Annotated in this window: 11 protein-coding genes; 7 read left to right on the forward strand and 4 right to left on the reverse strand. The window is 42.8% G+C overall.

The genetic code is table 11. From position 1 onward, the window contains the following. Nucleotides 1–663 (reverse strand): transmembrane-type terpene cyclase, encoded by a 663-nt coding sequence (locus LEP1GSC058_RS18700; protein ID WP_016551282.1) that lies wholly within the window; start codon nucleotides 661–663, stop codon nucleotides 1–3. Between the two features lie 3 nt (nucleotides 664–666). Continuing rightward, a complete protein-coding gene (locus LEP1GSC058_RS18705) occupies nucleotides 667–1,791 on the reverse strand; it encodes an oxygenase MpaB family protein (protein WP_016551220.1) in 1,125 nt (374 codons plus the stop codon). Nucleotides 1,792–1,893: 102 nt separating this feature from the next. On the opposite strand from LEP1GSC058_RS18705, the gene LEP1GSC058_RS18710 reads away from it, so the two are divergent. After that, nucleotides 1,894–3,282, forward strand: coding sequence for an OmpP1/FadL family transporter (locus tag LEP1GSC058_RS18710; protein ID WP_016551100.1), 1,389 nt, complete (start codon nucleotides 1,894–1,896; stop codon nucleotides 3,280–3,282). A gap of 20 nt (nucleotides 3,283–3,302) precedes the next feature. Here LEP1GSC058_RS18710 and LEP1GSC058_RS18715 read toward each other — a convergent pair whose 3' ends face one another. Beyond that, nucleotides 3,303–4,133: a hypothetical protein gene (locus tag LEP1GSC058_RS18715; protein ID WP_016551262.1), complete on the reverse strand. Its 831-nt coding sequence runs from the start codon at nucleotides 4,131–4,133 to the stop codon at nucleotides 3,303–3,305. A 416-nt stretch (nucleotides 4,134–4,549) separates the two neighbouring features. Between LEP1GSC058_RS18715 and epsC the strand changes: the two genes are divergently transcribed. The 5 genes from epsC (at nucleotide 4,550) to LEP1GSC058_RS18740 (ending at nucleotide 10,813) form a co-directional block, all read left to right on the forward strand. Further along, nucleotides 4,550–5,455 (forward strand): serine O-acetyltransferase EpsC, encoded by a 906-nt coding sequence (epsC, locus tag LEP1GSC058_RS18720; RefSeq protein ID WP_016551318.1) that lies wholly within the window; start codon nucleotides 4,550–4,552, stop codon nucleotides 5,453–5,455. A gap of 240 nt (nucleotides 5,456–5,695) precedes the next feature. Beyond that, the gene (locus tag LEP1GSC058_RS18725; RefSeq protein ID WP_016551081.1) at nucleotides 5,696–5,932 is read left to right on the forward strand and encodes a hypothetical protein; all 237 of its coding nucleotides are present in this window, start codon (nucleotides 5,696–5,698) and stop codon (nucleotides 5,930–5,932) included. Nucleotides 5,933–5,934: 2 nt separating this feature from the next. Further along, the gene (locus LEP1GSC058_RS18730) at nucleotides 5,935–7,356 is read left to right on the forward strand and encodes a TolC family protein (RefSeq protein WP_016551308.1); all 1,422 of its coding nucleotides are present in this window, start codon (nucleotides 5,935–5,937) and stop codon (nucleotides 7,354–7,356) included. Continuing rightward, nucleotides 7,349–10,516 (forward strand): efflux RND transporter permease subunit, encoded by a 3,168-nt coding sequence (locus tag LEP1GSC058_RS18735; RefSeq protein ID WP_016551227.1) that lies wholly within the window; start codon nucleotides 7,349–7,351, stop codon nucleotides 10,514–10,516. The genes LEP1GSC058_RS18730 and LEP1GSC058_RS18735 overlap by 8 nt, the downstream gene beginning before the upstream one ends. A 105-nt stretch (nucleotides 10,517–10,621) precedes the next feature. Further along, the gene (locus LEP1GSC058_RS18740) at nucleotides 10,622–10,813 is read left to right on the forward strand and encodes a YgaP family membrane protein (protein WP_016551142.1); all 192 of its coding nucleotides are present in this window, start codon (nucleotides 10,622–10,624) and stop codon (nucleotides 10,811–10,813) included. 149 nt (nucleotides 10,814–10,962) lie between these two features. On the opposite strand, the gene LEP1GSC058_RS18745 is transcribed toward LEP1GSC058_RS18740, so the two are convergent. Continuing rightward, nucleotides 10,963–11,229, reverse strand: a complete 267-nt coding sequence (locus tag LEP1GSC058_RS18745; RefSeq protein ID WP_016551377.1) for a metal-sensing transcriptional repressor — start codon at nucleotides 11,227–11,229, stop codon at nucleotides 10,963–10,965. A gap of 292 nt (nucleotides 11,230–11,521) precedes the next feature. Here LEP1GSC058_RS18745 and LEP1GSC058_RS18750 point away from each other — a divergent pair, with 292 nt between their 5' ends. Next, nucleotides 11,522–12,019: an Hsp20/alpha crystallin family protein gene (locus tag LEP1GSC058_RS18750; protein WP_016551328.1), complete on the forward strand. Its 498-nt coding sequence runs from the start codon at nucleotides 11,522–11,524 to the stop codon at nucleotides 12,017–12,019. Nucleotides 12,020–12,037 lie beyond the last annotated feature (18 nt).

Genomic DNA, 12,037 nt, shown 5'->3' on the forward strand with positions numbered 1-12,037 from the left:
TTAACTTAGTCGTTTGAAATTTATTAAATAATATGAATCGGCGATAAAACAAAGCACACCTAAAATCAGTACGAAATACTCCGTCGGGAAGTAAAGAAACAAGAAAACCGTAAAAAAAGCGTTTCCGACCAATTTTGCCCAAGAAACAGGATGCGAAAAGAGAGCCGGATTTTTCATCTTAATAAACAAAAGAGGATACAAGCCCGAAATAAATAAATTCAAAATATACGCGGAATTTGAACCGGTAAATAAATCGTATCCCCCCTTATGGAATGCATAAATTAACGTCCCCCAGGAAATTACGAGAAACGCGAGAAGGAATCGATACCCTATGTCGCTTATAGGAAAGGACAACTGCTTTTTACCGTATCGAATCACATGATAGAAAATGACGACATCGAGTACGAAGGCGAGCCGATAGCCCCATAGTAAAATGGCGCCCATCGGCTCTTGAATCACATAACCCCAAAGAAATTCCCAAATGATATTTCCGCATGCGATGAAAACGGGCATTTCTACGAAATGGGATTTAAACGGCGCTATTACTAAAACGAGATACATATAAGCCCAAAATACGACTCCGAGAAAGAGCAGAATATTTTCAGCTAGAGTGTATCTTCCAAAAAGGTCCGGGTCCGAGAAGATTTTGTTTAGGAATTCCATCGCTCATACCCCCCAATTTTCCCGTAACGATGGCGGAATCCAAAAACGGGCTCGCTTTCCGTCATAATAAAAATGATCCATAGAAAATAGAAGTTTAGATGAGAAAAAGGAAACGAGCTTTCCGAATCCTTTATCCTCATCCAAATGAAAATCAACGTCCACGAAAATTCTTTCAAGGAAGCCCCCGAGCAAGTCTTTAGGAGGCCAGGGTAGCCCCAGCACTTTAGAAGTATCTTCCCCCATGTAGGTTTGTATGAAGTAAAGCGGAAGATTATCGAAAAGATTTCCCGGAAGCATATATTCCATAAAATCAATAAGGGATTGAGTCAAAATCTTCCCCGCCTCGGATGACTTTCTTTGGTCTAGGAAAATCGATTCCCCCAGAGCATGGGCGTCCGAAAAACTTTCCGGGCAAAGCTCTAATTTTACTCCGATCAAATGACCCACGACTCTCCATAAATGGATATAAGAATCTTTCTCCTCGTCCGTTAAAAGAATACTAGATTGGGCTAGGCCTTCTATTACTAAGCTTGAAAATGATTGAAGAGTTCCGGCCATATCCTCCTGATTTATGGGTTTACCTAAATCCGGGTTCCAGTCGGAACTTTGAGAAAGAAAGTATCGAATAGAAGCATGTATCAAACGAACTTTCTGGGAAACTCGTATGCCTCGCCCATTAGGACCTAACCCATCGGCTTGCAGAACGGAAATAACAAATTGAGTCGTTTCCATTAATCGCCGATTTACATTGGAAAGGGATCGATTTTGTTCCACTAGACGGCCCGTTTTCAGAAGTACCTGAGCGCCGTCTCCGCACGAATATGCCATTGGAAGAGACTTAACGCAGAGCATCATTAAAATCTGCCCTCCAAAGCGACTAAATATGCCTTGAGCCTGCCGGATTTTATTCTGATCCGTCCAGTCCGGCAGCACTTCGGTAGTTTCGAAATATTCTTCGAAGTATGGCGGAAGCCCCGGGGGAATCGGATCGGAGTTTTTAGCGAGAAAATCGAAAAAAAGTAATGTCTTCGGTTGATCGAATGCGGATTCATTAAAATATTTTCTAATAATCTCATCTGCAATCGGATCCGTTTCTTGTCGCAGCGCTCTAAGTTCCTTCGTATCCATTCGTAGTACCTCCGATTCTTGCTTTCCAGGATTGGCAACTGTAATATCCGGATTTTAAAAAGAAAGCACTTGTAAAAAAAACCGGAACGAAATCCTTGTTTCATGCTTGCGCCCGAAACTCGAAGAAAACGCCTCTTTTCGCTAATATTCTTATGTACGATATTGACTACTCGGGATCTTCTTTCAGTCGGGATCTTTCAACCCTCCCATAACGCTCGATACGGCGGAATGGGAGGAACAAATTTAGCAATAGGCGGTTCACCGATGGACATCGGAACGAATCCGGCCAATTTGGGACTCTCTTCAAAAAAAGAACTCGAATTCGGAGTTTCTTTACCTTACATTCGTTCGGTATATACCGATAAGCTCCAAGATCCCGATCCTAATTTAGCTTATACGAATTCTCAAAATTATAATGTACTTGCGCCACTACCGTACATAGCGATCCGGATTCCTATTACGGAGAAATTAACGTACGGCGGCGGGGTCTATGTTCCCGGTGGAGGGAACGGAAACGTTAGCGAATTGAATCGCGCAACCCCGAACGGGCAAACTTTCCAAAATTGGTCCGGGCTAAACATTTCGGGTCCGATCGGCGATTCTAGAAGAATTAAGGAATCCTATTCGAGCACATTTTACGTAGTAAAGAATACTCATGCTCTTTCTTACAGAATCGGAAATCTATTGGTCGGGGCGGGAATAGAAGGTATTTACTCGCATCAAATAGCCTATCAAAAATACTATGATCCGACCGGATCGGTCGAACTTCCCGGCCAGGGTTTCTACTATAGAAGTAGAAACGCATTTTCTCTCGGTGGAATTTTCGGACTGACCTATCAGCTTACCGAAAATATTAAGGCCGCCTATTCTTATCAAACATCCGCAAAACTTCCTCTAGATGGAGATATGCAGATCGGAGCAAATCCGGGAAGAACGGGAGTCTCGGCAGCTTTCTATCTTCCGGAACGCCACGGACTCGGCGTTTCTTACGGTACGGAAAAGTTTCGTATCGGAATGGACTTCCTTTATTATAATTACAGCTCTTACGTAACGACCTATAAACAAGTACTCGCTTCTTCTTGGTATCCTTCTCCATTCGGAAATACCAATACGATTCCGCAGAATCTAGATTATCATGACGCTTGGGCTGCGGGAATCGGCGGAGAATACGAATCCGATTCTTGGGTCTATCGAGCGGGCGCTCGCCACAATACCGCCGTGTTACGATCCGACGGCACGAATGCTCTTCAGGCAGGAATCATGGTCCAAGATTTAATTTCGGTCGGCCTAGGCTATAAAAGAGATAAATGGAAATTCGATTTTACCTTTTTATACTATCTCCCCGCGCGGGTCACGGGACAACTTACTAGCGATTGGACACTTCTTCATACCGCGTTCGGCCCGACGGACATCAGATTACAGGAATTTCAACATTCTTTAAAGTCGGATATCCCTGCCTTAATGTTCGGTGCAAATAGAACCTTTGATTAAAAAGCGGATCAAAAAGCGATTCAAGAATTCCTTTTTTTTAGCTTCAGGAACAAAATGGAAATCAAACTTATGAAGTCGACGATCGGTAATAAAAGGATTAAAGGATGCAATAGTCCGAGTAATACGAAGATCAGCAAAAAGAAGCAACTGAATGCGCCCCCTCGAATCCCTGCGGCAATCAAGGGATCCAATCGATATCGCACCGCTATAAAATTATAATATGCAAGAAGAATAATCTGCCCGGCAAGAATATGGATCGGGCCGAGAAGAATTTTATCGTTCTTCCAACCGAAAAAGAGACTATCCGAAAAATGGAAAAATCGTAGAAACCCGTCGGTAAAAAATAAGATCCAAAGTCCTAAACAGAACATATAAAACGCGAACAGGAATCGATTTTTATGCTCAAACTTTAGCTCTTTCCCGATTTGACTTTCTATTTCGTGTAATTCATCCTTTAACGACTTCCGAGTAACGATGGCCCCCAAAACATCGATCATCGATTGTACGGCGAGATAAAAGAGAAAAAAAAATCTGAAAGAACTCGGAACCGACGAGGAAGGAGTTAAGAAATAAAATAAAAACGCGACGATCGAATAATAGAGCGCTATAAACAGTCTAGCCGGAACGGACGCGGCGGCGAACGAAATTAACATCCTCCCTTTCCAATACCATATTGCGAATATATAATGAAAAAGAGCCAAGGCGAAAGTAAATAAAATCTCCTGCTTTTCCTCAAAGGCAGAAAGATAAGCGAATCCCTGCCAAATCAAAATCCAAGTTCCGACGCAAAGATTCCAAAAACTATTCCATCGTAAAGATCGACTAACTAACGTATTCGATAAAGTTTTCATCGGCGTCTCTTCCTTTCTCTCGGTCGCCTATCTTTTCTTTGCGCAAAAAGGATTCAAATATCTTTCAAAATCTCGCATCTAATTCAGGATTTCTTTTTTAAACCGAATTCTACCGACTAACAAGAAACGGATTTGATGCGTTTGCCGTTCGAATCCAAACCTTCCGCTCTAGTCGAAAAAAACGACTCAGAAAGATAAACCGTAAACGATGCGATATTTCGAAGAATGAAAACCTCGAGTCTCGATTTCGATATTGCACATGACGAAAGTTCGAGTCGCGTTGCCTTCTATTCACAAGAGAATTTAGTCTAATATGCTGAAATAACTCGCGAACCTGTTTGAATTTTGTTTACTATTTTTCGTTTTAACAGAATATCATCCATAATAATAGAATACGCGTAAAGAGAGGACGAACCATGGGTTCAGATGCATTCAATCGAACTTCCCTCAAGAACCAATCAGATGATCCGCAGTATAGAAATTTTCTAGAATCTATTTATCAGAAACAAAGTGAAAACGCACATCGATACGGCGGCCGGCAGGTAGCAAGCAACTTTATCCAGGACTTATTCAATATCATTTTTGCGGGTTATTTCTCCGACTCGACATTTAGCGATATCGTACAAGTGGAAGATAACGTTGCGTTATTTATTTCCGAAGCCAAGGATAAACTTCAGCCTTATTTACTTTCGACTTCTGTCTCAAGCGCTCTTAACGTTAACGATGTACTCGCAAATTTTCAGAAGAATCTTCCGAATTTATACGAGCTTATTTGGCAGGACGCATTGGCCGCCTACGAAGGTGATCCTGCTGCGGAAAGCGTAAAGGAAGTCATACTTGCCTACCCCGGTTTTTATGCTATTGCAGTTCATAGAGTCGCAAATTTCCTTCACGGTTTAGGAGTCCCGATCTTTCCAAGAATGTTAAGCGAATATGCGCATGAAAAAACCGGCATCGATATTCATCCTGGAGCAACGATCGGTAAGTCTTTTTTTATGGATCATGGAACCGGAATCGTCATCGGAGGGACCTCGATTATCGCCGATAACGTGAAAATTTACCAAGGAGTAACGTTAGGCGCCTTATCTGTCAGCAAAAACATGGCGAAATTGAAGCGACATCCGACGATCGAAGAAAACGTAATTATCTATGCCGGGGCCACTATTCTAGGCGGGGAAACTGTCATCGGACGAAACAGTATCATCGGCGGAAACGCTTGGTTAACGCAAAGCGTACCTTCCTATTCCATCGTATATCAAAAAAATGAGGTACGGGTCCGAAACTCCCAAGAATTGGATAACGTGATCGATTTTTCGATCTAAGTCGCATATCTTTCCCGATTTCTTATATACGGATTTTCCGGTTATCCGATCCGATGAAGAGAGTTCGGGCCTTCTCTCTCATCGTCACGTCTCGAAGGCATTGTTTCCAACTCCTCCCGTTTCGGAATAGAACCCCCTCTCTCTCTCTTTCCGTTTTTTTGATTCAGATACGATAAAAAACATTGACAACCAATATACCCCCATAGGTATATTGTAAATAACATACCTATGGGGGTATATATGAAAACGGAAACAAATTGGCATATCGAACGATTCCTTTTCTTAATCGGGGGTATTTTTTCTCTGATCGGAGTATCGGTCGGCTTCTTTATCACGCAATGGGGTTACCTGCTAAATCTCTTGGTCGCTTTGAATATGATTCTATATGCAGGTACCGGTTTTTGCCTGATGGCATTTCTACTTAAAAGAATAGGGGTCCCTACCGGATGCAAAATCACCCCGATTAGGGAGAAGTAAGAATGAACACCCTCGTTAGAGCCCTCATACTCTTGGGGGTATATCTAATTAGCATTTCCTCGCCAAAAGGTGACGAGAGCCTCGGATTTCCGGAAATCTGGGAAAAAGTAAAAACGAATTCACCTTCGATAAAAGCGAAGGCCCTCGAAGTGCGGGCCGCGGAGATCGCAAAGGAAAATTCGGATATGCACTGGCTTCCTAGAATCTACACCGATTTAAGAAATTATAATACCGACGATCCGGGATTGAATTTCCAAGGCAAACTTGGGCAGAGAGCGGCGAGAGAATCAGACTTTTCCACTCTTAGCGTCCGACAAAGGCCGTCCAATTATTTGGATTCCAATAATCTTCCCTATCAGAATTTGAATCCGAATTCTTTGAACATCGCCGCCAAGGATACTTTAAATCATCCCGGGAGCAATACCTATTCTCGAGGAACTCTTGGAATCGACGTGGCTCTTTACGAAGGCGGATCGAAGAGCAATCTTTCTAAAATGAAACAAAAAATAGCGGACGGGAGCAGGTATGAAGCCGCATATATTCTAAAAAAAGAATATTATGAAACTGCCGTCGCTTACCAATCGGTTCGAAACGTGTTCGAAGCGAGGGACGCTATCGAACGCTTAATCAAGAGAATCGATCAATTTTCTAAATTCTATAAGATCGGAGCTTCGGGAAATCCCACAGAATATTCCGGCGCTTTAGCGATCAAGTCTCTTCGGTTGAAATTAGAGGCGATGCGAGGAGATTACTTATCCAGAGGACGGGCGGCTATGGAGATGTTGAAGTTACTCAGCGGTTTTCTTCCGGACAAATTTACTCCGTCGTCGGATAATAATATAAATTTTTCAGATAAATATCTCCCTTTTCCGAAGTCGGATTCCAATACTAGTACCTCCCTCTCGAATGCCTACTCGTCGTATGCGGAAAGCGCACTCATAGGAGTCGATGCGGAAAAAGCCAGATTTTTGCCGAAGGTAGGCGCCTATGCGGAAGCCTACGCGTATGACGGAAGCCGAACTACCGCGACATCGTACAATACCGGCCTTTACTTACAAATGAATCTACTGAATCCGTCCGATATCGGCGCGGTCAAGGAAGCTAAAACGAAGGCGGACGCTGCTCGTAAGAAAGCCGATGAAATTAGACTAAAGGAAGAAAGCAACTTTCGGGTGCTTCTTTTTCAAGAAGATACGCTGAGAAAGAATATTCTACTTTCGTTAGATTCGCTTAAAACGCAGGAAGAACAGCTCGACTTAAGCCTGCGACTATTTCGAACGGGAACAATTCATTCTTTGCAATTAGCCGACGTTTTCGGGAAAACTGCGGAGGCTTTAATTTCAAACGTCAATCTCAACTCGGAATATTTAAAGATTCGGGCGGAGTTAAACATGTATAATAATTTAGAGAATTATAATGAATAACACACGAGAATCCGCCTTAGGATTTGCGGGGAAACTCGCGGACCTTTTCATCAATTCGCGCCTTACTCCGGTCATTTCGATCGCGAGCATTCTATTAGGAGTGTTAGCGGTAACGTTGACCCCGAAAGAGGAAGAGCCTCAAATCTCGGTTCCGATGGTTGACATTCATATCGCGAGTCCCGGATTTGTCGCAAAGGAGACCGAAAGGAAAGTCGTTGAACCGATAGAACGAGCCGTCTGGGGTTTAGAGGGTGTCGAATATGTTTATTCGGCCAGCTCCGATCACGGAGCCTTAATTACCGTGCGATTTAAGGTTGGCGAACCGTTGGAACCCTCGCTTGTCAAAATACATCATAGTTTGATGGAAATTAAATCTTCCCTACCCCCGAACGTTTTAGAACCCAACGTTCGCTCATACACGATAGACGATGTGCCGTTTTTAGCGCTGACCTTTAGTTCGGAAACAAGAGACGATTTTTCGTTACGATCAACCGTTGCGCCGCTTGCTAGAGAATTATCCAGTACGCCCGATATCGCCCGCATGGAACTACTGGGAGGGCGAAAAGAAGCAGTCCGCGTAATTGCAGATCCGAAGAAAATGCAGGTTTTCGGATTAAGTATTTCTGATATTGCAAACGGAATCCGCGCAAACAATGGATTTATGCCTTCCGGTAAAAATTGGGGAAAGGATTTCCTGTACGATATTGAAATCGGAACGCCGATATCGAACTCTAAGCAGATCGCACTCACACCACTGGTTCGTCGAGGAGGCAATGTCGTTCGCGTGTCGGACGTAGCGGAGGTTCGCGACGGTGCGGAAGAAAAAGTTAGACAATCCTCGATCCTGGATAAATCGTTCGGTCCAGCCCACCGCAACGCGGTAACTATTTTATTTTCAAAAAGGAAAGGAACGGATATAGCGAAACTTTCCCAAGAAATACTTCAACGATCCAAATTTCTTGCGAAAGATCTTCCTGACGATATCGCGATGACGGTGTTACGGGATTATGGCGCTACTGCAGGCGATAAGTCAACGGAGTTGATAGAACACCTGTTGATCGCAACGTTTTCGGTTTCCGTACTAATTGCGATCTGGATGGGAATTCGAGCGTCATTTGTCGTTTCCATTTCGATTCCGGTCACATTATCCTTAACTCTCGCTCTTTACTACTTTTTAGGGTACACGCTTAACCGAGTAACCCTGTTTGCTCTTATCTTCTCGATAGGAATTTTAGTCGATGATGCGATCGTAGTGGTGGAGAATATCGAGCGACACCTAAAGCTAAAGCCCGGTCAGGGAATCGTAAGAACAACGCTAAAAGCAGTATCCGAAGTAGGAAATCCCACGATATTGGCGACATTTACCGTGATTGCGGCAATTTTACCGATGGCATTCGTGAGGGGCCTGATGGGCCCCTATATGAAACCGATTCCGGTCGGAGCAAGTTTAGCGATGATTCTATCCTTGCTCGTAGCTTTTATAGTAACTCCCTGGGCTTCCGTTCGATTCTTAAAGCTACATTCGAAGACCGAAAAGAAACCGGTCAAAGATTCGATGCTAAATTTACTGTATGAAAGTTTTACTGCCTGGCTGCTTTACTCCAGGAAAAACGCGATTCTTTTCGGGCTATCAATCATTATCCTTCTACTGACCTCCTTTAGTTTGGTTGCTTTCAAATTCGTGAAGGTAAAAATGCTTCCCTTCGACGACAAAGAGGAATTTCAAGTATTGATCGACTATGACCCGAAAACACCTCTTGAAAAAACGACTAAATATACTCGAATATTAGCTGATTCTATTATCAATAATTCGAATATTCAAAAAATCCAAATTTTTGTCGGAGACCCGGCGCCTTTTTCGTTTTCGGGGATGGTCAAACACAGCTTTTTACGAAACAAGGAATGGCAGGCGGATTTGCATATCGTTCTAAAAAATAAGAACGAACGGAATAAAAAAAGCCACGATATAATCGAATCATTGCGACCTAGCATAACCGAGTTCGGCGAACAAAATAACGCCATCACTAAGGTCTTAGAAATACCGCCCGGCCCTCCGGTGCTAGCTACATTCGTAGCCGAGGTGTACGCTCCGACGGAAAAGGAGCGAGAAGAGGTTGCATTTGAAATTCGAAAATCCCTATCCATGCAAAAGGGTGTCGTAGATATCGATTCGAGCTTACGCGTTCAAAGACCGACGATAGTTTTCCCGTTCGATTATGTTGCCGCAGGAAATTTAGGAGTTCAAGCCGTAACGATCGCACAGGCGGCAAATTACGTTTTTCAGGAAACTTCTTTATCCACCCTGTCCGAAACAAACCATTCGGAGGACGTTGTTATCTCACTTTCCTTAAAAGACTCGGCGAGAACTTCCAAAACTCCTTTTGCAAAACTGAATGTTAGCACTTTAGAAAACGGTTCGATTCAAGCGGATAAAGTGTTGGATCGACCTGCGATGCACGAGAATAGGATTAGAAATCGAAAAAACTTACGCTCTCTGGAATACGTCTTTGCGGAATTTTCAGGAGCCGAAGAATCACCAGTTTATGGAATTTTAAATCTCTCCGATAAGGTTAAGCATCCGACTTTTACGTCGGAGATACCGTCGGTATCGAACGAGGCGATCGTAAAATGGGACGGGGAATGGTTTATAACTTACGAAGTGTTTCGAGATTTGGGTATTTCGTTCGCGATAGTCATGTTGATCATTTACGTACTAGTACTAGGCTGGTTTCAAGATTATGTAGTTCCTTTAATCATCATGGCGCCCATACCGATATCGCTAATCGGAATTTTACCGGGCCATTGGCTTTTAGGCGCATATTTCACGGCCACTTCAATGATCGGATTTATTGCCGGGGCCGGAATCATCGTACGTAACTCGATCATCCTAGTGGATTTTATCAATTCCGAGCTAGATAGCGGAACGCCGCTCAGACAGGCAGTTATCAACGCCGGATTAGTAAGATTTAGACCGATGCTACTAACCGCGTCGGCAGTGGTAGTCGGAAGTTCTGTGATGTTATTCGACCCGATCTTTCAAGGATTAGCGATTTCCTTAATCTTCGGCGAAATTGCCGCAACGTTACTGAGCCGTTTTGCCATTCCCGCGATATATTATTGGTTTTTAATGAATCGAGGGTCTATTCCGAATAAGAATTAACGGAATATAATGTAAAAATAGATAATTATCAACTATCCTATTTAAGATTAAAGGTGGAAAATAGATTTTATAGGATATTGCTTGCTATTATAAACGGAGGTTTATATGAAAATCAACGAAGGTAATCTAGATAGGATTTTACGGTTGGTTGCGGGAGTAGCCATTATTGCTTGGGGTTTCCTAGCCCAAAGTTGGTTAGGGGCCATAGGAATCATTCCGCTTGCTACCGGATTGATCGGATGGTGCCCGCTCTACTCGGTACTCCATCTAAACACATGTCCGGTTAAAAAACAGTAAGAGTCAGATCTTTCGTTTGCTGACCTTGTCCGGTAAGGGTTAAGGTTAGCAAACAGGGAAACTTTTTTATAACGGGCTTCGGATATTCGGTCGACTACCCTTTTTATATAAGTTGCGGCCCGACTATGCTTCCCCCAACTACATTACGATTATAGAGAAAAGGCCGTTTTGATCGCCTTTCTGACATTCTCTCTTATATTCGAGGCCCCCTTCCTTTCTACGAAGCACTTCTCCATGTAAGCGTGCATATAAGCTTCGCCGAACTTCTTTAAGGCCTGGCTAGCCGCTTTCAATTGCATAAGCGTCTTCTCGCAATCCGTCTCTTCGTCAAAAAGGCCTTTTTCAATGGCTTCGAGTTGACCTTTGATTCTATGAATCCTATGAACTAGTTGCGTACGGACGTCGATTTCCTTCATATTTACATACCCTAATGGGTATGCTTACAGAGAATAGCGATCCGTCAAAGTAAAAAACTTTATCTATTCTGAATTCATTTATCCAAACGAATCACGCTTCCTGATTGGAAGTTGCAGTCATCCTTTAATATTTTAAAGACTTCAATCGTGGTCTTAAAACGCACTTTTGATAAAAATCATAAAGAAATCGAGATATTTATCATTTAATAGAATGAAGGCTTTGTGCTATATTATAATAGAAATTCACTTCTGATAGTTATTGAATCAGAAGGAGTAATCGAGGGATAAAAATATGGCAAATGCCGAAGTCAATCAAGTTAAACCGAAGGAAGGAAATGTGGAACATTCTAGATTCCTAGAACCATTCCAGCAATTCAGTCGGGAGATCGATCGATCTTTAGAGGACCTCTTTATGGATTTTGGAAATTTCAAACTTTGGGCTAGACCGTCATTCATGAAAAGCAGTCTTCCGAAAGTAAACCTTAAAGAGAATAAGGATTCTTACATTTTAGAGGCGGAACTTCCCGGATACAATTCCAAAGAAGTCGAAATCGGAATCAAAGGGCATGTCCTAACTTTAAAAGGCGAAAAGAAAGAATCGCACGATGAAAAAAAGGAAGAGTACCATCTGCATGAAAGCACACATGGAAGTTTCTTTCGTTCTTTTAAATTGCCCGAATCCGTTCTTGCCGATAAAATAAACGCGTCTATGAAAGACGGAATTCTTACTTTGACTCTGCCCAAGTCGGAAGATGAAAAAGGTCAAACGAAGAAGATCGAAATTAAATAAAGTTTTCTCCGTCGGTCA

The organism is Leptospira fainei serovar Hurstbridge str. BUT 6, from assembly GCF_000306235.2.
In the GTDB taxonomy this organism is placed as follows: domain Bacteria; phylum Spirochaetota; class Leptospiria; order Leptospirales; family Leptospiraceae; genus Leptospira_B; species Leptospira_B fainei.